This is a genomic window from Pandoraea sp. (genome assembly GCF_041919235.1).
Classification (GTDB): Bacteria; Pseudomonadota; Gammaproteobacteria; order Burkholderiales; family Burkholderiaceae; genus Pandoraea.
Window position 1 is genome coordinate 117,591 of record NZ_JAYRUC010000011.1, and the last position, 19,470, is coordinate 137,060.

General features: G+C 64.3%; 20 protein-coding genes. 12 read left to right on the plus strand and 8 right to left on the minus strand.

What is annotated here, in order from left to right; all coding sequences use genetic code 11:
• Nucleotides 1–279: 279 nt before the first annotated feature.
• Nucleotides 280–1,350, minus strand: a complete 1,071-nt coding sequence (hemE, locus tag ACE3UG_RS11075; protein ID WP_374623571.1) for a uroporphyrinogen decarboxylase — start codon at nt 1,348–1,350, stop codon at nt 280–282.
• Nucleotides 1,351–1,593: 243 nt separating this feature from the next.
• On the opposite strand from hemE, the gene ACE3UG_RS11080 reads away from it, so the two are divergent.
• The gene (locus tag ACE3UG_RS11080) at nt 1,594–2,415 is read left to right on the plus strand and encodes a transporter substrate-binding domain-containing protein (RefSeq protein WP_374623573.1); all 822 of its coding nucleotides are present in this window, start codon (nt 1,594–1,596) and stop codon (nt 2,413–2,415) included.
• 11 nt (nt 2,416–2,426) lie between these two features.
• Here the strand turns inward: ACE3UG_RS11080 and ACE3UG_RS11085 are convergent, their stop codons facing one another.
• The 4 genes from ACE3UG_RS11085 to ACE3UG_RS11100 all read right to left on the minus strand — a co-directional run bounded on the left by ACE3UG_RS11085 (nt 2,427) and on the right by ACE3UG_RS11100 (nt 6,040).
• Nucleotides 2,427–3,365 carry an alpha/beta hydrolase gene (locus tag ACE3UG_RS11085; RefSeq protein WP_374623576.1) on the minus strand — a complete coding sequence of 313 codons (939 nt, stop codon included), beginning with the start codon at nt 3,363–3,365 and terminating at the stop codon, nt 2,427–2,429.
• 103 nt (nt 3,366–3,468) lie between these two features.
• Nucleotides 3,469–3,933, minus strand: a complete 465-nt coding sequence (locus tag ACE3UG_RS11090; RefSeq protein WP_374623579.1) for a CoA-binding protein — start codon at nt 3,931–3,933, stop codon at nt 3,469–3,471.
• A gap of 757 nt (nt 3,934–4,690) precedes the next feature.
• The gene (gene otnI, locus ACE3UG_RS11095) at nt 4,691–5,479 is read right to left on the minus strand and encodes a 2-oxo-tetronate isomerase (protein ID WP_374623582.1); all 789 of its coding nucleotides are present in this window, start codon (nt 5,477–5,479) and stop codon (nt 4,691–4,693) included.
• Between the two features lie 54 nt (nt 5,480–5,533).
• The gene (locus ACE3UG_RS11100) at nt 5,534–6,040 is read right to left on the minus strand and encodes an energy transducer TonB (RefSeq protein ID WP_374623585.1); all 507 of its coding nucleotides are present in this window, start codon (nt 6,038–6,040) and stop codon (nt 5,534–5,536) included.
• Between the two features lie 407 nt (nt 6,041–6,447).
• On the opposite strand from ACE3UG_RS11100, the gene arsC reads away from it, so the two are divergent.
• Nucleotides 6,448–6,804, plus strand: a complete 357-nt coding sequence (gene arsC / locus ACE3UG_RS11105; protein WP_374623588.1) for an arsenate reductase (glutaredoxin) — start codon at nt 6,448–6,450, stop codon at nt 6,802–6,804.
• Nucleotides 6,805–6,929: 125 nt separating this feature from the next.
• On the opposite strand, the gene ACE3UG_RS11110 is transcribed toward arsC, so the two are convergent.
• On the minus strand, nt 6,930–7,679 hold the full coding sequence (locus ACE3UG_RS11110; RefSeq protein ID WP_374623590.1) for an exonuclease: 750 nt from the start codon (nt 7,677–7,679) through the stop codon (nt 6,930–6,932).
• An 8-nt stretch (nt 7,680–7,687) separates the two neighbouring features.
• Complete coding sequence (locus ACE3UG_RS11115; protein WP_374623593.1) at nt 7,688–8,344, minus strand: MBL fold metallo-hydrolase; 657 nt, start codon at nt 8,342–8,344, stop codon at nt 7,688–7,690.
• 247 nt (nt 8,345–8,591) lie between these two features.
• Here ACE3UG_RS11115 and ACE3UG_RS11120 point away from each other — a divergent pair, with 247 nt between their 5' ends.
• From ACE3UG_RS11120 to ACE3UG_RS11135, 4 genes are all read left to right on the plus strand, one after another.
• Nucleotides 8,592–9,203: a septal ring lytic transglycosylase RlpA family protein gene (locus tag ACE3UG_RS11120; protein WP_374623595.1), complete on the plus strand. Its 612-nt coding sequence runs from the start codon at nt 8,592–8,594 to the stop codon at nt 9,201–9,203.
• Nucleotides 9,204–9,629: 426 nt separating this feature from the next.
• Nucleotides 9,630–10,616: an ABC transporter substrate-binding protein gene (locus ACE3UG_RS11125; protein ID WP_374623597.1), complete on the plus strand. Its 987-nt coding sequence runs from the start codon at nt 9,630–9,632 to the stop codon at nt 10,614–10,616.
• Nucleotides 10,617–10,847: 231 nt separating this feature from the next.
• Nucleotides 10,848–11,756 (plus strand): ABC transporter permease, encoded by a 909-nt coding sequence (locus ACE3UG_RS11130; protein ID WP_374623599.1) that lies wholly within the window; start codon nt 10,848–10,850, stop codon nt 11,754–11,756.
• 2 nt (nt 11,757–11,758) lie between these two features.
• On the plus strand, nt 11,759–12,553 hold the full coding sequence (locus tag ACE3UG_RS11135) for an ABC transporter ATP-binding protein (RefSeq protein ID WP_374623602.1): 795 nt from the start codon (nt 11,759–11,761) through the stop codon (nt 12,551–12,553).
• A 135-nt stretch (nt 12,554–12,688) separates the two neighbouring features.
• On the opposite strand, the gene rsmI is transcribed toward ACE3UG_RS11135, so the two are convergent.
• Nucleotides 12,689–13,576 (minus strand): 16S rRNA (cytidine(1402)-2'-O)-methyltransferase, encoded by an 888-nt coding sequence (rsmI, locus tag ACE3UG_RS11140; protein WP_374623604.1) that lies wholly within the window; start codon nt 13,574–13,576, stop codon nt 12,689–12,691.
• 95 nt (nt 13,577–13,671) lie between these two features.
• Here rsmI and ACE3UG_RS11145 point away from each other — a divergent pair, with 95 nt between their 5' ends.
• From ACE3UG_RS11145 to ACE3UG_RS11170, 6 genes are all read left to right on the plus strand, one after another.
• Nucleotides 13,672–14,025, plus strand: coding sequence for a YraN family protein (locus ACE3UG_RS11145; protein ID WP_374623606.1), 354 nt, complete (start codon nt 13,672–13,674; stop codon nt 14,023–14,025).
• 145 nt (nt 14,026–14,170) lie between these two features.
• Entirely contained in the window at nt 14,171–14,758 is a 588-nt protein-coding gene (locus tag ACE3UG_RS11150) for a phosphoheptose isomerase (protein WP_374623609.1), read from the plus strand.
• A gap of 118 nt (nt 14,759–14,876) precedes the next feature.
• Nucleotides 14,877–15,644 (plus strand): BON domain-containing protein, encoded by a 768-nt coding sequence (locus ACE3UG_RS11155; protein WP_374623611.1) that lies wholly within the window; start codon nt 14,877–14,879, stop codon nt 15,642–15,644.
• A 29-nt stretch (nt 15,645–15,673) separates the two neighbouring features.
• Nucleotides 15,674–16,171, plus strand: coding sequence for a cytochrome c (locus ACE3UG_RS11160; RefSeq protein ID WP_374623613.1), 498 nt, complete (start codon nt 15,674–15,676; stop codon nt 16,169–16,171).
• An 8-nt stretch (nt 16,172–16,179) separates the two neighbouring features.
• Complete coding sequence (locus tag ACE3UG_RS11165; RefSeq protein WP_374623617.1) at nt 16,180–17,475, plus strand: FCSD flavin-binding domain-containing protein; 1,296 nt, start codon at nt 16,180–16,182, stop codon at nt 17,473–17,475.
• Between the two features lie 297 nt (nt 17,476–17,772).
• Entirely contained in the window at nt 17,773–19,437 is a 1,665-nt protein-coding gene (locus ACE3UG_RS11170; RefSeq protein WP_374623620.1) for a ShlB/FhaC/HecB family hemolysin secretion/activation protein, read from the plus strand.
• The last annotated feature ends 33 nt before the right edge of the window (nt 19,438–19,470 follow it).

Consider the following 19,470-nt stretch of genomic DNA (forward strand, 5'->3'; position numbering starts at 1 on the left):
CTCACCACACGGCCCTTGCGTCGCGCGAGCCCTCGACTTTGCCTGAATTAAAAACGCTTTTCGATCAATGGCTTATGAACAACGTCCACGGCACCTCCCCTTTGCCATGCACTTGCGGCGGCGCAGCGAGAATTTGTGCATAAGTGTTCTGGACAACTCCGCAAATTGGAGCGGTTCCTCGACAGGTTTTCCCTTGACATTCCCCGCTTGAAACGGCGGTTTGGGTTTGCGTGGCGAAATGGCCTGCAAACCCGCACCATCGCTTGTGGGAAGGGCCGATCATGCCGACTGGCGCAGCTTCCGGCTGTATTGATGCACTTCGTCGACGAGCGCCGCAACGTGTTCGGGGGGCGTGAACTGCGAGATGCCATGCCCAAGATTGAAGACATGGCCGGGGGCATTGCCGTAGGCGTCGAGCAGACGGCGCGCCTCGGTGCGAATGGCCTCGGGCGGTGCGAAGAGGGCGGTGGGGTCGAAATTGCCTTGCAGCGCACAACGATCGCCGATACGACGGCGCGCGGCGGCGAGATCGACGGTCCAGTCGAGCCCAATGGCGTCGGGTCCGGTGTCGGCAATGGCGTCGAGCCATTGGCCGCCGCCTTTGGTGAAGACGATGTGGGGAATCCGGGTCCCGTGCCATTCGCGGTGCACCTGCGCGAGCGCCTTTTGCATATAGGCGAGCGAGAAGCGCTGGTAGAGGCCGTCGGCCAACGCGCCGCCCCAGGTGTCGAACACCATGACGGCCTGCGCCCCCGCTTCGATCTGGGCGTTGAGGTAGGCGGCGACGGCGCGCGCGTTGGTCTCGAGGATGTGCGTCATGAGGTCGGGGCGCGCGTACATCATCGTCTTGACGGTGCGGAAGTCGGCCGACCCGGCCCCTTCGACCATATAGCACGCGAGCGTCCAGGGGCTGCCGGAGAAGCCGATGAGCGGCACGCGTGCGTTCAGGGCGCGGCGGATCTCGGCGACGGCGTCGAAGACATAACGCAGGCTGTCGAGGTCCGGCGCCTGCAAGCGGCGCACGTCGTCCTCGGTGCGCAGGGGGTGGGCGAAGCGTGGGCCTTCGCCGGCTTCGAACGACAGCCCGAGGCCCATGGCGTCCGGAATGGTGAGGATGTCCGAGAACAGGATGGCGGCATCGAGCGGGAAGCGCTCCAGCGGCTGCAACGTGACCTCGGTGGCGTAGGCGGGGTTCTTGGCGAGCGCCAGAAAGCTACCGGCCTTGGCGCGCGTGGCATTGTATTCGGGCAGGTACCGGCCCGCCTGGCGCATCAGCCAGATCGGCGTGTACTCGGTCGGCTGGCGCAGCAGGGCGCGCAGGAAAGTATCGTTTTGCAGAGCTTGGGACACGTCGCGGCGGTGGGTTGGATGATTGGGGCAAGCGGCTATTTTACTCGGGTATCCTGAGGCCGGTCGCATTGCGGGCGGTTATGCCGCACATCAGGCGCGCCGTTGAATCGACGTGGCTTGTGCGACGGCAGGCGACGTTCAGATTGGCGGCGGCCGAGAGTCTCATTAGTATTAAGCCCCACGGGCTGCGTCAGACGGTTCGCGAGCGCAGTGCGTCACAACGTCAACCATCAGGAGACAAGTATGAAAGTCATGATGACGGCCGCCAGTGCGGCCCTCGTGGCGGGGGCGGCGCTCGCCGTTTCTGCCGCCCAGGCGCAATCGGTCGCTGCCGTGAGTCCTTCTGCGGCCCCGGCCATCCACTCCCGGCTTGACGACATCGTGAAGTCGGGCACGCTGCGCGCGTGTGCTACGGGCGACTACAAGCCTTACTCGTATCGTCGTCCGGACGGTCAGGTCGAGGGCATCGACGTGGATCTGGTCGCGTCGCTGGCGAAGTCGCTCGGCGTGAAGCCCGTGATCGTGCCGACCACGTGGAAAGGGTTGATGGATGACTTCACCGGCGGCAAATGCGATATCGCGGTCGGCGGGATATCGGTCACGCTGGATCGTGCGGCGCGCGCCTATTACAGCAACGTCGTCATGGTCGACGGCAAAGCGCCCATCGTGCGCTGCACCGACGTCGCCAAATATCAGACGCTTGCCGATCTGAACCAACCGAGCACGCGCGTCATTGCCAACCCTGGCGGTACGAACGAACGGTTCGCCCGCCAGTACCTGCCGAATGCCACGCTCACGATCTATCCCGACAACGTCACGATTTTCAAGCAGATCGTGGACGGTAAAGCCGACGTGATGGTTACCGACGCGTCGGAGACCCTGCTTCAGCACAAACTCAATCCGTCACTGTGCCCGGTGAACCCCGACAAGCCGCTTCAGTTCGGCGAGAAGGCCTACCTGCTGCCGCGCGGCGACGACATCTTCAAACAATACGTCGACCAGTGGCTCAACCTCGCGCAGAAGACCGGCGAGTATCAGAAGGTTGTGGATAAGTGGTTGAAGTGAGGGCGCTGGTTTTATCCCAGCCAGTCTCGCAGGCGCTGGGCCGCATCGTGCATGACCAGCCTCGCCTGCGGGACGAACGGCTGTAACCTCGCAAAACTGTGCGTCAGGCCGGGCGCTTCGATGACCTCCGCCCGGCCGCCCGACTGTGCCACGAATTGCGCATACGATAGGGCTTCGTCGTGCAACGGATCGTATTCCGCTGCAATCACCAAGGCGTGAGGCAGCGCGTGACGCGGCGCCTCGCCCGTGAGATTGATGCGCGGGTCGCTCGCCGACGGTTTCTCGCTCCCGAGAAACGTTGACCAATACCAGCGCATCTCGTCGCGCGTCAGGCCCACCCCGTTCGCGAGACGCTCATAACTCGGCGTGTCGAACCGGCACTGCACCACGGGATAGATCAGCAATTGCGCGCCCACGATCCCCGGATGCCGGTCGTTGAACCACGCGGCCGCCTGCGCCGCCAGATGGCCCCCTGCGCTGTCGCCCGCCACGGCCAGACGATCGACACTCACGCCCAGCCGTGCCCGCTGCTCCGCCGCCCACGCCAACGCTTCGCGCGCGTCGTCGATCGGCGCCGGGAACGGGTGCTCAGGCGCCAACCGGTAATCGACACTCAACACCGCCACGTCGCCGTCCTGCGCCAGAAACGCCGTCAGCGTCCCATGGGTATCGACGTCTCCCACCACCCACCCCCCGCCGTGGAAGTACACGACAAGCGGGACTTCCCGGCCGACCGGGCGATAGAGCCTGGCTCGCAGGGTGCGGCCCGGCAGTGGAATATCGAATGTCTCGGTACGCAAGCCAGCCGGCAATGGGCGCAAGGCCTCGGTCGCGATGGCGGCAAACCGGGCGCGCGCGTCTTGCGCGCTCGGTGTCTGCGCGTCGGTGGATGCGGGGTACTTGCGCGCCATTTGGTCGTAGTAGGCGAGTAGATCGGCGTCAATGGTCATGTCGGCAGGCGATGGCTTGGCGTAAAGAGGAGGGAGGGAAGGGGCGAACGGATGCGAACGGGTCCTGGGTTCTGAGTCGGTGCCATGGGGACGCGACGGCGGTTTAACGATCGACGGCGGCGTTGCCACCCCGCATCTGCCAGCGCTGGTGTTCGATCTTGACGCAGCGATCCATCACGACGTCGAGTCCTGCCGCCAGCGCGACGGCGGCGGCTTCATCGTTTTCGATCCCCAACTGCATCCATAAGCTGTTGGCACCGATGGCGACCGCTTCGTCCGCGATCGGCGCAATGTCGCCGCTGCGGCGGAAGCAGTCGACCATCTGGATCTTCACGCCCTCGGCACGCAAGGCGTCGGCCGCGTCGGTGAGGCTGGCGTAGACGGTCTCGCCCAGAATTTTCTCACCCGAGTCCGCCGCCTGCGGGTTGATCGGCACGATCCGGTAGCCATGCAACTGCATGTAGCGCGACGTGGTGTGGCTTGGCCGGTCCGGCCGCGGGGACAGGCCCACGACGCCAATTACGCGGTCGCGCGCCAGTATCTGTCCCAGACGTTCAATGGTTTCCATGCGAGTGTGGGCCGTTCGGGCCGGTGCTGTCGGTGGACGAATCGCTGCTCTCGGTGCGCTGCCGAACCGCGAAGTGGGTGCGCCTCCGATTGCGCACGCCCACTTTGCTGCCACGCACAAAGAATGAAGTTAGCACATTGACGAATCGGGCGTGAAATGCGGTGGTGCCACGTCCCTGAGGTGAGGCGGTGTCCAAGGGCGCCGCCCTCGGCGATGCTTCGTTGGACGAGTTACTCAGGATGGCGAACAAAATGGACGTTCTGGTGTCATCCTTGAAACCCTTGTCGGACAAGGCGGGCAGACGGATCGAAAAGGTGATGGAACGCGCTAGGTGTTACAACCTGAAACACTTTGTTACCCCTCCCCCCATACGTTTGAACCACAATGCTTCTCAACGCTGACGTGCTTATCCCCCGGTAACACGGCAGCGCGACTGTATCGGCAAAGCGCGTCCCCCGGCGCGGTTTGCAAGGCGGTTCGATACAGTGCTCCGAATCTGGTCTCCTCGCGCTAACCCCGTAGCGTGTGGTTTTGGCGGGCCTAAGTGTCCCGCCATTTTTTTGACCACGGCGTCCTACATCTTTCCTCATCCTTTCTCCCGCATTCGCTCATTTCGGCATTCCCGCGTCCTCGCATTCCTGATCTCCAAGATTGCTTCGCTCTCCGATTCACTTTCGGAAATCGATTTGGCCCTGCGTAATTTGGCGTGCGCGATTCGGGGGGGCAGCGGGAACGCTCCAGGGCGGGGTCCGACGGCTTACCGCGTGGCCCTGAGCCACGGTTTGAGCCAGCCGAGCCCGGCTCGCGTGGCACCCTGCGGCCGATACTCGCACCCGACCCATCCGGCATAGCCCAGTTCGTCGAGCAGGCGAAAGAGGAAGGGGTAGTTGACCTCGCCGGTGTCAGGTTCGTGACGTGCGGGCACGCCCGCGACCTGTACGTGTCCGATATGGTCGATGTGCTGACGCAGCTTGACGGCCAGATCTCCCTCGACGATCTGGCAGTGATACGCATCGAACTGCACTTTCAGATGGCTTGCACCCACCGCCTGACGAATGGCATGGGCCTGATCCTGGCGCGTGAGGAAGTAGCGGGGGAAGTCGCGCGGATTGATCGGCTCGATGAGGACCGTGATGCCGTGCGCGGCCGCTTGCCCGGTCGCGTAGGCGAGGTTTTCGAGATAGACGGCGTGGCAGCGCTCGGGTGACGCCGACGCGTCCGGGCACCCGGCCATCACGTGCAACTGACGGCAGCCAAGCGCGTCGGCGTAGTCGAGCGCGCGTTCGATTCCGTCGCGAAACTGCGCTTCACGGCCCGGCAATGCGGCCAGCCCGCGTTCACCGCTGGCCCAGTCGCCGGCGGGCGTGTTGAATAGCACCTGTGTGAGTCCCGCATCGTCCAGACGTGCCCGCACGTCTTGCGCGGGATAGTCGTACGGAAACAGGAATTCCACGCCTCGGAAGCCGTCGTTCGCGGCTTCGCGAAACCGGTCCAGAAACGGCACTTCCTGATACAGCAGAGTCAGGTTCGCGGCAAATCGCGGCATGCGCATCTCCGTGGCCCAACGCGGGCCGGGTAGGGGGCTATGCCCGTCACAATATCACTGCCCGTCGATCTGAGGTGCTGCCACGCTGCGCACCTGGAAGCGGCCGTCATCGTTGAAGAGCCACGTCTCGACGGCTCGCACGCGGCCGCTGCTGTCGACCAACGCCCGGCTCGGCGCGGGTAGCGGGTTGGCCCGTCGCAGGCTCGTGACGGCGATGCGTTCCGCTTCATGGTCGCCGTTGCTGCGATAGAGGGCCACACGCGTGAGGTTCCCGTTGCGATCGACCCAATATTCAAGCGATACCACCGAGCGGAGCATGGGCTGGGGATTGCCCGGCGTGATTTGCCGGGCGTTGACGTCGGTCACGCGTTGCGCTGCCGCGATCTTGTACTGATCCAGCGCGGTGTGCGGGACCTGACGGGGCGTCAGGTTCAGCACCAGCGGCTTCTTGGGTTCGAAGTCCGGATTGGCGCAGCCGGCGAGCGTCAGCGTACCTGCGATGACGGTGGCGCATACGACGGCCCATGGTGCGCGCAGGCATTGAGAAAGCGATGTATTCATGCACTGACTCCCACTACGTTCGCGACACGTTTCTGGCTGCTCGCATACCGACATACCGGCATTCCGGCATTCCGATGTATCGGTTGCGCCGATAGCGAACGCGTGCGCACGATTCGTGTACCCGCGCGATTCGACTTGTCGTGCGGACCGATCGCAAAACTCAAAACGCTCATTGCTATCTTACGTGGCCCAGGCGAGTCGCGCAGCGCGGTTAACACGTAGCGTCATGCGGCGGCAGTGTGCGCTTTGGACGATGGGCCAAGTCTGGGGGGCGCGGGGGCCATCCGTGCCGCGCGCCGATGGTCGTCGGTAGCGGCATGCAGCGATACCATGCATACTCGGAGCGCGCGATTCAGGTACGACGGACGATGTCGCACCAGACGCATTTTGGACGCATTGGAGTAACCATGATTACCGTGTATCACAACCCGCGCTGCTCGAAGTCGCGCGAAGCGCTGGCCCTCGTCGAGGGCTCCACCGACGTGGGCGGCAGCGATCTGCAAGTCATCGAGTACCTGAAGACCCCGCCGACGCTCGCCGACCTAAAACGCCTGCATCGGCTGCTGGGTGTGCCTGTGCGCGAGATGATCCGCAGCAACGAAACCGAGTACGCGGAGCTCGGACTGGCCGACGCAGCGCTAACCGACGACGCATTGCTCGAAGCCGTGGCGCACCATCCGAAGTTGTTGCAGCGTCCCATCGTGGTCAATGGCGCCAAGGCCGTGATTGCGCGGCCGCCGTCGCTCGCGAACAGCGTCCTGTAAGCGACTCGGTGCGGGAACGGACGAACCTGTCCGCGTTCGACCGTTCCGACAGCACCGCAGCACCGCAGCACCGCAGCACCGCAGCACCGCAGCACCGCAGCACCGCAGCACCGCAGCCCAGTGCTTCAGCCGTGGGCCGTGCTGTCCTTTCCGGGACCGGTGGCTGGCGATTCCGCATCGGCCGCTGCGGCCGCAGCCGCTTCTGCAGCGGCCGATCCGAATACCGGCGCGTCGGCGTTCGCCGTGAGTCCGGCACCGCGCCAGCCGGGGAGTTCGGTCAGCGTCTTCTGCTGCTCCCGCAATTCGGCGAGCATATTGCAGAAAAGCGCCCCTTGTTCGAGCGCGTCGTCGAGCGCCACGTGGGTATGCGGCAGCGGATCGAGCCAGACTTGCGGCAGACGCGGCTTGATGCACTTGCGATAGGGCATTCCGGTCATGGCGAACGCGAGCGTCTTGATATCGAGCGCCGACCATGAGAACGGACAGCGTCCGACGAAACGCATCATGTACCAGAACATGAACGTGAAATCGAACCCCGCCGGATATGCCACGAACACCGGCTTGCCCGGTAACTTCTCCACCCATTTGACATAGGCCTTGAGCGCCGCCGTCGGATCTTCCTGATCGGCTCGGCAGGCGGCCCACGCATCCGGCTCGGTCTTCCACCACTTCATCGTCAGCGGGTGGCCCTTGGCCTCCGGCAGACATTCGAGGTTGGCGCTGAACGTGCCGATCAGCTCCTTGTCGGCCGTGTAGGCCGCCGACGCGAAACTCAGCATCGAATGCGGGCCGGGAATCGGGCCATCGGCCTCGACATCGGTACTGACGAAAATCTCCTCATCGACGGGAATGATGCGCGAGGGGGTGCGGGACATCACCTGACTCATACGGCGCTCCCGGCAAGGACGGCGTCCGCCACGTACGGATTCGTCTGACGTTCCTGACCGAAGGTGGAGACAGGGCCGTGCCCCGGAATGAAGGTCACGTCGTCGCCGAGCGGCCAGAGTTTGTTGCGGATCGATGCGATCAGATCGGCATGATTGCCGCGCGGGAAATCGGTGCGGCCGATGGAGCCGGCGAACAGCACATCACCTACGCTGGCCAGGCGCTCGTCCGCCGCGAAGAACACAACGTGACCCGGCGTGTGCCCCGGACAGTGCAGCACATCGAGGGTGATGTCGCCAAACGTGACGGTGTCGCCGTCGCCCAGCCAGCGATCGGGCGTGAACGGTTCCGGTTCGGGAAAGCCGAAGCGCGCGCTCTGCGCCTGAAGCTGGTCGATCCAGAAGGCGTCGTCCGGATGCGGTCCTTCGATCGGCACCTCGTACTTCGCGGCCAGCGCACCCGCGCCGCCGCAATGGTCGAGATGGCCATGCGTCAGGAAGATCTTCTCGAGCGTTACCCCTTGGCGCTCGATCTCACCCGAGATCCGGTCGATGTCGCCGCCGGGGTCGACCACGGCGGCGCGCTTCGTTGCGTCGCAAACGAGCAGGGTGCAGTTTTGCTGGAAAGGCGTGACAGGAATCAGGGTGACGTTCATGAGATATCGGGGACGCGGTTTTCGTCTATTGTAATTCGGGCTGGGGGACGCCCGCCCGATGTGCCGCAACGCGCGGCATCGTCAACCTTTGCCGCCGATGTCGGCGGCAGCCTCCGGGCGTCGCCGATCAGGACCATCGCCCTGCGAGGGTAACGCTTTGTAAGCAGGTCTCGGCACGTAAGTGAACGCTCGCTGATGGGTTGACTTTGACGGCGTGTTAAACTTGCGCCCTATGCGAACACGCGACATGCTCACACGGTTCGCGGTCGGCTGCGCCCTCGCCCTGACGTTGACAGCCTGCACAACGCCGCTCGAACCCTCCAGCCAGACGGCTGCCGCCCCTTCGGCGACAGGCGAGCGCACGCGCGCGCGCGAAGCCAACGCCCCGGTCGGATCGAGTTTCGACCTGCATTGGCCCGGCGGCACATATCGCAACGAGGGCCTCAATCCCGGCAATCCCGGCAATCCCGATGCGCCGGATCGCGACGGCGAAGCACGTCTGCGCGCAGACGCCGGCACGTTTTACCAGACCGGCATGGCGTCCTGGTACGGCAAGAATTTTCATGGGCGTCGCACGGCGACGGGCGAGACATTCGACATGAACGCGCCGACGGCCGCGAATCAGACCCTGCCACTGGGAAGCTACGCGTTGGTGCGCAACCTGGCCAACAAGAAGACTGTCGTCGTCAAAATCAACGATCGCGGCCCCTACGCACGCAATCGCATCATCGATCTCTCCTACGGCGCCGCCAAGCAACTCGGCTTCATTCGCGCCGGACATGCCAAGGTCGAAATTCGTCGCCTTTCCCGCAGCGAAGTTGCCGCCCTCGGTCTGGACGACGACAACAACGCGCCCTGACCCGGGCATCCCCACCACGCGCGCCGCGCGTCGGCCTGAATTCGTGCTGAGAGCTGTCTGAAAAGTGGGACGCCTCATGTACGATATTTGCGCATTTCGGGGGGTTGTTCGTCAAAATTCTCCGATTGTTTCTTTAATCGGCGTATTTCGTTGGCTGAACGCGCAACACGAACGTGCGCGCATCGGATTTCCTGCGACCGAATCGACTATTTTTTTTCCGATTGCCGCATCAATCTGCCAGTGTTTGGGCGCAATCCGATGTTCCACGGGCCTTCCAGAAAGTTGCGTTGACAATCGTTGTTCGCTACTGGGGATGTGGGTAGACTGTGCGCCACGCGCCGGTGCACGCTTTCTGTGCATCCGAACGAAGCCCGCCGAGACACGGGCACGGCGCACCTATCAAAGAGCATTCCTGGAGGAGTTTTGATGTCGACGATGGGCAAATACGCCAAGCGCACGTTGTTGTGCGCAGTGGCAGCAACGTTGTTGGGCACGACCGGCGCGGCATTCGCGCAGGCGACGAAGTCGGTGGCGGTGTTGGCGATCGTGGAGCATCCGGCACTCGATGCCATCCGCGATGGCGCGCGCGACGAACTCAAGGCTGAAGGTTACGAGGTCGGCAAGAATCTCAAGTGGGAATATCAGAGCGCACAGGGCAACGTCGGCACTGCCGCGCAGATCGCGCGCAAGTTCGTGGGCGACCAGCCGGACGTGATCATCGGCATTGCCACGCCGACGGCGCAGGCCGTGGCGGCCGCGACCAAGTCCGTGCCGCTGGTCTACTCGGCGGTGACCGATCCGGTCGCGGCCCAACTGGTCAAGAACTGGGGACCGTCGGGCACCAACGTGACCGGCGTATCCGACAAGCTGCCGCTGGACAAGCAGGTCGCGTTGATCAAGCGCGTTGTGCCGAATGCCAAGCGCGTCGGCATGGTGTACAACCCGGGCGAAGCGAATTCGGTCGTGGTCGTCAACGCGTTGAAGAAGCTGCTGCCGGCGGCCGGCATGACGCTGGTCGAAGCCGCTGCGCCGCGCACCGTCGACATCAGCTCGGCGGCCAGCAGCCTGGTCGGCAAGGTCGACGTGATCTACACGAACACGGACAACAACGTGGTGTCGGCATACGAGTCGCTGGTGAAGGTCGCGAATGACCGCAAGATCCCGCTGATCGCATCGGACACCGACAGCGTGAAGCGCGGCGCCATTGCGGCGCTCGGCGTCAACTACTACGACCTCGGCCGTCAGACCGGGAAGGTGGTTGGCCGCATTCTGAAGGGTGAGAAGCCGGGTGCGATTGCTTCGCAGACCAGTACGAACCTGGAACTGTTCGTCAACACGGCGGCGGCGGCCAAGCAGGGCGTGAAGCTGTCGGACGATCTGGTGAAGGAAGCCAAGACGGTCATCAAGCAGTAAAGCGCGCGTGACAGCGGCGGGGCGGGCCAGCGCTCGCCCCACCGCAGAGCGACAGGGCGGCGCCCGGACACGATCTGTCCCCGCCGCTCTTTTCCTATCGAATGGGCGAGACGGCTCCCCCCGAAAGCGCTCGCACATCGACCGGCGATGACCCGAACCGGCCGACGTCGGCCGAGCGAGCGCGGATGCCGAGACCCGGCATGGGCCGTCTTGCGCAGTGGAATTACGAAAATGTCTCTTTTCTCTATGATGGGCGCCTTGGAGATCGGTTTGATCTTCAGTCTCGTGGCGCTCGGGGTGCTGATTTCCTTTCGCATCCTCAATTTTCCCGATCTGACCGTTGACGGCAGCTTCGCCCTGGGCGGTGCGGTGGCGGCGACGCTGATCGCCGCAGGCACCAATCCGTTCGCCGCGACCGCGGCGGCGATGGCCGCGGGCGCATTGGCGGGCTTCATCACCGGCTGGCTCAATGTGCGCCTGAAGATCATGGATCTGCTCGCCAGTATCTTGATGATGATCGCGCTCTATTCGGTGAACCTGCGCGTGATGGGCGCACCGAACGTGCCACTGATTACCTCACCGACCGTGTTCACGATGCTCCTGCCGGAGAACGCACCGGCGTGGTTGCCGGACTTTGTGATGCGTCCGCTGCTGCTGTTGGTCGTCGTCGTCGCTGTGAAGCTCGGTCTGGATTACTTCTTCTCGTCGCAGCAGGGCCTCGCGATGCGCTCGACGGGCGCGAACTCGCGCATGGCGCGTGCGCAGGGCGTGAACACCGGTCGCGAGATTCTCGCGGGCATGGCACTCTCGAACGCGCTCGTGGCGCTCGCAGGGGCGCTGTTCGCGCAGTCGCAGGGGGGCGCAGACATTTCGATGGGGATCGGTACCATCGTGATCGGTCTGGCGGCGGTCATCATCGGCGAGACGATTCTGCCTGCACGGCGGCTCATTCTCACCACCCTGGCAGTCGTCGTCGGTGCGGTGCTTTACCGCTTTTTCATCGCGCTCGCGCTCAACAGCGATTTCATCGGTCTGAAGGCGCAGGATCTCAATTTGGTGACGGCATTGCTCGTGGCGGTAGCGTTGGTGCTGCCGGCGACGCGTCGCAAGCTGTTCGCCCGCAAGAACGGAGGTGCCTGATCATGTTGAGCGCAAAAGACCTCAAGATCACTTTCAACCCGGGTACGCCCATCGAGAACCGCGCGCTGCGCGGCATGTCGCTGGAGATTCCGACAGGCCAGTTCGTCACGGTGATCGGTTCGAACGGTGCGGGCAAGTCGACTTTCCTGAACGCCATCAGCGGCGACCTGTCGGTCGATTCGGGCACGATTTCCATCGACGGCAACGACGTCACGAAGAAGACGGCGTGGCAGCGGGCGAGTCAGGTGGCGCGCGTGTTTCAGGACCCGATGGCCGGGACGTGCGAGGCGCTGACCATCGAGGAGAACATGGCGTTGGCGGTCAGGCGCGGCGAGCGTCGGAGCTTCCGTTTCGCGCTGAACCGGGATTTGCGCGAACGCTTCCGCGCGAAGCTCAGCCTGCTCAATCTCGGGCTGGAAAACCGGCTCTCGGACCGGATCGGGCTGCTCTCCGGTGGACAGCGTCAGGCGGTGAGTTTGTTGATGGCGTCGTTGCAGCCGTCGCGAATTCTGCTGCTCGACGAGCATACGGCCGCGCTGGACCCGAAGACAGCGGCGTTCGTGCTGGAATTGACGGCGCGCATCGTGCAAGAGAGCAAGCTGACGGCGATGATGGTCACACACAGCATGCGTCAGGCGCTCGACTACGGCGACCGCACGGTCATGCTCCATCAGGGCAAGGTGGTGCTGGACGTGTCGGGCGACGAACGTAAGGGGCTGGACGTGCCCGATCTGCTGCAGATGTTCGAGCGCACGCGCGGCGAACAGCTCGACGACGACGCGCTGCTGTTGAGCTGATCGTCGGATTGCCATGGAAAAAACCCGCTTCGGCGGGTTTTTTCTGGCGCGGCGTTTGGGTGAAGGGCGCAACCGCGGTCGGAAACATCCAATTTCTGATGCCGTCCAACACCGCAATCCGCGCTGCGGGTTAAGTCATCCGCTGTTCTTGAGTGCCAGCGCGCGCTCGTAGAGGGCGTTCTTGGGTGCGCCGGTGATCGCCGCCGCGAGCTTGGCGGCGCTTTTGGTCGGCAATTCGGCCACCAGCAATGCGAGGACGCGTTGCGCTTCGGCGTCGACGCCATCGTCGCTTGCGCTCGCCGACGCGCCCGAGACCGCCAGCACAAACTCCCCGCGCTGCCGGTTTGCGTCCGCCTTCAGCCAGGCTACGCCTTCGCTCAGCGCACACGCGTGAATCTCTTCGAAGCGCTTGGTCAACTCGCGCCCGATCAGCAATCGCCGCTCACCGCCGAGGCCTTCGGCCAGCGCCGCGACCGTCTCCACGATCCGATGCGGCGCTTCGTAGAAGACCTGTGCCGACGTCGAACTCGCGAGCGCGGTAATCGCCTGCGCGCGTTGCTGCGCCTTCGACGGCAAGAACCCCACGAACGTGAACGTGTCCACCCACGCCCCGGCCGCAGAGAGCAGCGTAATCACCGCGCTCGCACCCGGTACCGGCACCACACCGAGGCCCGCCGCGCGTACCGCGTCGACCAGCCGCGCGCCCGGGTCGGAGATGCCGGGCGTGCCCGCGTCCGAGATGTAGGCGATACGCTCACCGCCACGCAGACGCTCGACGAGTCGCGATGCCGCTTCGTTCTCGTTGTGCTGATGGGCCGCAATCAACGGCCGGTCGATGCCATAACGCTGCAGCAACTGTGCGCTGTTGCGCGTATCTTCACAGGCGATGGCGTCGACCATGGCGAGGACGTGAAGCGCGCGCACGGTGATGTCGGCTGTATTGCCCAGCGGTGTGGCGACGACGTAGAGCGTGCCGGGCGGGTAATGCTGGCCCTCGGCCAGCGACATCAGGCGGTCATCCATGGGGTCGGACTCCTGCAAACGAAGGCGTCGCTTCGCGGGGCGTGCAGGCTTTGGCAACACTGGCATTGCCGGTAACGGTAAACATCGGAACAACCATGTCGAATCAACTGGGAGAATCGTTCGAGGGGCACGCCCAATCGCTGCTGGAGCGGCGCGGCTGGCGACTTGTCGCGCGCAACTATCGGTGCCGTGGCGGCGAAATCGACCTCATTATGCGGGATTGCGCCGGTGTACTGGTATTCGTCGAGGTGCGCGCGCGTGCGCGCAACGACTTCGGCGGGGCCGCCGAGAGTATCACGCGCACCAAGCGACGTCGCCTTGCCTTGGCCGCTCGCCACTATCTGCTGCGGCGTCCTGCGGGACGTTGCCGGTTCGACGTGGTGGCGTTCGACGGCCGCCCGCCCGTGGTGCGCTGGCTACCCGACGCCTTTCGTGTCGACGATCTCTGACGAGGCCCGTGCCGGCCGGCCCTGTTACACTTGCGAACGTGCCGTTTTCAAGACTGACGGCCTCTGAACGCCGGTTCCTGCAGGTCATTGCCCATGGGGCAGCCATGTGGGTCCGGCCGCTTTTGCGACATCCTGGCAAACGACCATGTCGATCGAACGAATTCAGCAACACTTCACAGATAGCATCAAAGCCAAGGAGGCGGCGAGCGATGTGCTGCCCGAGTACATTGCCGCGGCGGCGGACGTCATGTTCGAAGCGCTGTCCAATGGCCACAAGATTCTTGCTTGCGGCAACGGCGGCTCGGCGGCAGACTGCCAGCACTTCGCGGCGGAACTCGTTGGCCGCTTCGAGCGCGAGCGCCCCGAATTACCGGCGATCGCGCTGACCACGGACTCGTCGATCCTGACGGCGGTCGGCAACGACTATAACTTCGATGCCATCTTCTCGAAGCAGGTCCGCGCGCTCGGCCACGAGGGCGATGTGCTGCTCGCCATTACCACGTCGGGTAATTCCAGCAACGTGCTCACGGCCATCGAGGCCGCGCACGAGCGTGGCATGCATGTAATTGCGCTCACCGGCAAGGGCGGCGGCAAGGTCAATGCCGCCCTGGGCGAGTTGGACGTGCATATCTGCGTGCCGGCCGATCGGACTGCGCGCATTCAGGAGGTTCACCTGCTGACGATTCACTGCCTTTGCGACCTGGTCGACGCGGTGCTGTTCGGCGAAGCGTGAACCTATTGCCGTCATTCGGCGTCAAGAGCATGACGGGCACCGCTTCGCGGGGGCGGGCGGTGCCGGCAGTGCGCGGCGGGGGCCGCGCCGTTCGTCCATCCAACCAGGAGAAAGCCCGATGAATTTCCAACGCGTGGTCAAGCCGCTTGCTGCGGCAGCGTTGATTGTTGCAACCTTGGGCGGTTGCGCCCCCATCATTCTCGGCGGTGCCGCGACCGGCGCACTGATCGCCACTGACCGGCGTTCCGTCGGCGCGCAGACGGAAGACCGCGAAATTCAGGTCAAGGCCGAAGCCAACATCGCCAATACGCTGCCCGACGCGGCTCACGTCAACGTGACGGTCTTCAACCGCCGCGTGCTGCTCACCGGCGAAGTCCCGAACGACGCCAGCAAGCAACGCGCCGTGGAGATCGTCAAAGACATCAGCAACGTGCGCGGCATTGTCGACGAACTCGCCCTCGGGCCGGCTTCTTCCTTCGGCTCCCGCTCGAACGACGCCTGGATCACCAGCAAGGTCAAAGCCAACCTGATCAACACGAAGGAAATCTCGGCCAACGTCTTCAAGGTGGTCACCGAGCGTGGCGATGTCTATTTGCTCGGCCTCGTATCGGAAGAGGAAGGCCGCATTGCCGCCAACGTGACCAGCCGTATCGACGGCGTGCAGAAGGTCATCAAGCTTTACGAATACGTGAAGCCGGAGGAAGCCCAGCGCCTGTCGACCGAAGCGCAGAAGAGTCCGGCCCCGGTGACCGACGATTCGAGCGCCGCCACGGTCACGACCACGCCGATCACGACCGATACGGTGACGGCCAAACCGCTGTCCTCGCCCGCGCCGATCAGCGATGCACCGGTCAAGCCCGGTCCGTCGAACAAGACCGGTAACTGACGCGCCCCCGGACGTCCCGGACACCGGTCGTGAGCGCCCAAGCCGTCACCGGCCCGGAACCGAGCCGCCGCCGCGCGCGTGCCTATGCCCATCGCCTGTCGACGGGACGCACGCGCGCGGCAGCGCTCGTTCTGATAATCGGCACAGGAGTATTCGCCACGGGCGCAGCGTCGGCATCCCCCGAATCCGGTATTGCCGCCGCCTCACCCGTGTATGTTGCGCAAACGACGTCGCCGGCATCCCAACCCGACTGGCAGGCCCGCGATTGGGCGATGGCGTGCATGAGCTGCCACAACGCGTCGGCGCCGGTGCGCGCGGGCGAGGCGACATTGCCAAAGTTGGAGGGGCGCTCTGAGGCGGACCTCATGACCGCGCTGCTCGCCATGCGCGATGGGCGGCGGTCGGCCACGCTGATGCCTCAACTCCTCAAAGGTTATCGCGACGACGAGTTGCAGCGCATCGTCGCGTATTTCGCGTCGCAGCCGGCGGCCAAGGCCGCGTCCGCTTCGGCGCGTACGTCTCGGTAGGGCACCCGATGCGTCGCCGCGACTTTCTTCTCGGCTTGGGCTCGACGGCCGCACTGACCGGGGCGCGCCCCGCGCTGGCGGCTCCGCTCTGGCCGACGCCGGTCAAGGCGCGCGCGCGAGTCGTCGTCATTGGGGGCGGATTCGGCGGTGCCACGGCCGCAAAGGCGCTACGCGTCCTCTCAGGCAACACGATCGAGGTCACCCTCGTCGAGCCGAATCCCGCTTTTGTCTCTTCCCCGTTGTCGAACCTCGTGGTGGGCGGGAATCTGCGTGTGAGCGACCTGACGGTGCCCTACGATACGCTCGTCGCACGACACGGTGTGGTCTGGCGGCGTACGCGCGCCAGCGCCATCGACGCGGACAAAAAGCAGGTGCAACTCGCTGACGGCGGGCGCCTTTCCTACGACAAACTGATCGTTGCCCCAGGCGTGTCGCTGCGCCGGGAGGCGATTGGCGGGCTCAACGATCCGGCGATGCGCAACGCACTGCCGGTCGGGTGGACCGACGCTCGCGAAAGCGCCCTGTTGCATGCGCGACTGCAGGCCATGCCCGACGGGGGCGTGTTTGCGCTGACCATTCCCGAAGCGCCGTTTCGATGTCCGCCCGCGCCGTACGAGCGCGCGTGCCAGGTGGGCGCGTGGCTCAAGCACCACAAGCCGCGCGCGAAAGTGCTCATCTTCGATGCGAACGATCAGGTGTTGGCCGAAGCGGAGCAGTTTCAGTCGATCTGGCGCACGCAATTGGCCGGGATCGTCGAGTATCACCCGCAATTCAACTGCACCGAAGTCGCGGCCGATGGCGCGAAGACGCTGGCGCGCTTCGAATTGGGCGAGGAAATCCGGGCCGACGTACTCAACGTCATCCCGCCGATGCGCTCGGGCGATATCGCCGTGCAGAGCGGACTGGCGACGGCCAACGGGCGCTGGTGCGACGTCGATTTTCTGACGTTTGCGTCGACGGCACAGCCCGACATTCATCTCCTGGGCGACGCCATTCAGATCGCGCCACAAATGCCGAAGTCCGGCCACATGGCCAATCAGCACGGCAAGGTGTGCGCCGCTGCGATCGTGGCGACGCTGTCCGGGCGTCCGATCAACCCTGAACCGCTTTACAGCAACACCTGCTACACGTTCGTCTCGGCGACCGAGGCGATGCATGTGGCCAGCGTGCACCGATACGACGCCACACAGCGCACCATGCTCCCGGTGCCGGGCACGGGCGGCGCGTCGCCATGCGCCACCCGGGACGAATTTGCCCTGGGACTCGCATGGGCGCAGGGCATCTGGGCCGACATGCTGGCCTGATGCGGACTTCAGCGGCATTTGCGCTCGACGAAATGCGTTTGGAATAGATTCTCTAAGCGGCGCAAAGTACGTACTGCGGTCACGCGCGATCGTGTTGTTGTTTGGGGGCCGCACCTTCCCGAATTCCCACGTTGACGGGGCCTTACGCCTCTCGGTTACACTGGCCGCACGAAAAATAAGCGTGATGGGGGCATAGGGATGGCGTATCGCCAGGGGGGGGCTCATTTTGCGTCGCGCGTTGCGCGTGGAGATTCGGCCAAGTCGGCTCGCGACCGCAGGGTCGTTCAAGTCATTGCCTTGTCGCTTTCCGCTGCCAGCCTGCTGAGTGCGCAACAAGCCTGGGCCGATGGCAGTCCGGTGCGCGGCGATCCCTTGCAAAGCATCCCGAAGATCGACGTGCCCAAGGCGCCGGCCGCCACGATCCGCATTCAGCCGCCGACGCAGGAAGATGCCCTCAAGGCACTGCTCGCCCGGAAGATCACGCCCAAGCGTTTCGGCATCGAAGGCGTCAAGTCGCTGCCGTTCAATGAGGTGGCTGCGGTCTTCGCGCCGCTGGCGGGCAAGGAAGTGACCATCGGCGATCTGGTCGAGAAGGCCAATCAGGTCACGAAGATGTATCAGGACGCGGGCTATCTGCTGTCCTTCGCCTTCGTCCCTGCGCAGTCTTTCAACGACGGCTTCGTGCGGGTAACGGTCGTCGAAGGCTACATCTCCGGCACGAAGATCACCGGCAAGCCGGGTCCGTCGGAGCAGCGGCTACGCGACATCGCCGCGCATATCGAAGCCGAGCGCCCGCTCAAGCGCGCCACCTTCGAGCGTTATCTGAATCTGCTCACGCTCGTGCCCGGCATGAAGATCAAGGCCGACGTGCAACCGCCCACACAGACCGACGGCGCGACCGAGCTTTCGCTGGACGTCTCGCGTCAGCCGGTGGCGTTGGGCACGTCGCTCACCTACAACAATCCCGGCATTCGCGGCGTATTTACGGTGACGAGCAACGCGCTCACCCCGCTCGGCGAACAGATTCAACTCACCGCGATTGCACCGAAGGGGCATAACGACGAAGAGTTCTACGCCGCGTCGTACATCCAGCCGCTGGGCTCGAAGGGTTTGCAGGCGCGTGTGGATGCGTCGCATTATCGCGGCCAGCCGGACGATCAGGCGCTCGCCGGCCTGACACGGCACCTCGACACCAAACGTGTCGCCGTGAGCGTGTCGTACCCGATCCTGCTGAACAATCAACGCAACCTGACGGTCAGTGGCGGCATGTACGGCGTGAATTCGCGCGATCGCTACGAAGTGCCGAATTCGCCGAACAACATCAATTCGCAGACGAACGTGCGCGCCGCGCAGGTGCAGCTCTCGTACAACGAAGTCACCGACAAGCAGACCCGCAGCGCCACGCTGGGCGTGTTCAAGGGCTTCACTGGGATGGGCGCAAGCCAGTCGTACACAACGCAGCCCGCGGGCGTTGCGCAAGTGCTCGGACCGTACGATCTCGGCTTCTGGCGCTTCACGTTCGACGGCAAGCAGGGCGTGGTGCTGCCATGGGATTTCGGCGTCATCGTCTCGGCGGGCGCGCAATACAGCAGCAATACGCTGCCGACGTCCGAGCAGGCGACGTTTGGCGGTCAGCGCTTCGGTCTCGGCTATCCGGCGGGCGAAATCGCTGGCGACAAGGGCTGGGGCGCATCGATCGAGATCAATCGGATGTTCCGCACCGACTTCCGCTTCCTCAAGACGATCCAGCCATACCTGATGCTCGATACGGCCCGCGTCTATGTGAATTACGGACAATTGTTCCACAATCAGCTCGCTTCCGTCGGGCTTGGCGTGCGGATCTCGGACAGCAAGTACTACTCGCTCGACCTGTCGGTCGCCAAGCCGATGGCCGACGCCCCGACGAACTCGCCGAGCCGCCCGCTGCGGTTCAACGCGAACTGGTCGTATCAATTCGAGTGAGGCCGGACGTCACCTCCCCGCGTGATGGCCACC

Coding starts and splice junctions, on each gene's coding strand:
- ACE3UG_RS11080 (WP_374623573.1), top strand. CDS start 1,594: ATGAAAGTCATGATGACGGCCGCCAGTGCGGCCCTCGTGGCGGGGGCG.
- ACE3UG_RS11085 (WP_374623576.1), bottom strand. CDS start 3,365: ATGACCATTGACGCCGATCTACTCGCCTACTACGACCAAATGGCGCGC.
- ACE3UG_RS11090 (WP_374623579.1), bottom strand. CDS start 3,933: ATGGAAACCATTGAACGTCTGGGACAGATACTGGCGCGCGACCGCGTA.
- otnI (WP_374623582.1), bottom strand. CDS start 5,479: ATGCCGCGATTTGCCGCGAACCTGACTCTGCTGTATCAGGAAGTGCCG.
- ACE3UG_RS11100 (WP_374623585.1), bottom strand. CDS start 6,040: ATGAATACATCGCTTTCTCAATGCCTGCGCGCACCATGGGCCGTCGTA.
- arsC (WP_374623588.1), top strand. CDS start 6,448: ATGATTACCGTGTATCACAACCCGCGCTGCTCGAAGTCGCGCGAAGCG.
- ACE3UG_RS11110 (WP_374623590.1), bottom strand. CDS start 7,679: ATGTCCCGCACCCCCTCGCGCATCATTCCCGTCGATGAGGAGATTTTC.
- ACE3UG_RS11115 (WP_374623593.1), bottom strand. CDS start 8,344: ATGAACGTCACCCTGATTCCTGTCACGCCTTTCCAGCAAAACTGCACC.
- ACE3UG_RS11120 (WP_374623595.1), top strand. CDS start 8,592: ATGCTCACACGGTTCGCGGTCGGCTGCGCCCTCGCCCTGACGTTGACA.
- ACE3UG_RS11125 (WP_374623597.1), top strand. CDS start 9,630: ATGTCGACGATGGGCAAATACGCCAAGCGCACGTTGTTGTGCGCAGTG.
- ACE3UG_RS11130 (WP_374623599.1), top strand. CDS start 10,848: ATGTCTCTTTTCTCTATGATGGGCGCCTTGGAGATCGGTTTGATCTTC.
- ACE3UG_RS11135 (WP_374623602.1), top strand. CDS start 11,759: ATGTTGAGCGCAAAAGACCTCAAGATCACTTTCAACCCGGGTACGCCC.
- rsmI (WP_374623604.1), bottom strand. CDS start 13,576: ATGGATGACCGCCTGATGTCGCTGGCCGAGGGCCAGCATTACCCGCCC.
- ACE3UG_RS11145 (WP_374623606.1), top strand. CDS start 13,672: ATGTCGAATCAACTGGGAGAATCGTTCGAGGGGCACGCCCAATCGCTG.
- ACE3UG_RS11150 (WP_374623609.1), top strand. CDS start 14,171: ATGTCGATCGAACGAATTCAGCAACACTTCACAGATAGCATCAAAGCC.
- ACE3UG_RS11155 (WP_374623611.1), top strand. CDS start 14,877: ATGAATTTCCAACGCGTGGTCAAGCCGCTTGCTGCGGCAGCGTTGATT.
- ACE3UG_RS11165 (WP_374623617.1), top strand. CDS start 16,180: ATGCGTCGCCGCGACTTTCTTCTCGGCTTGGGCTCGACGGCCGCACTG.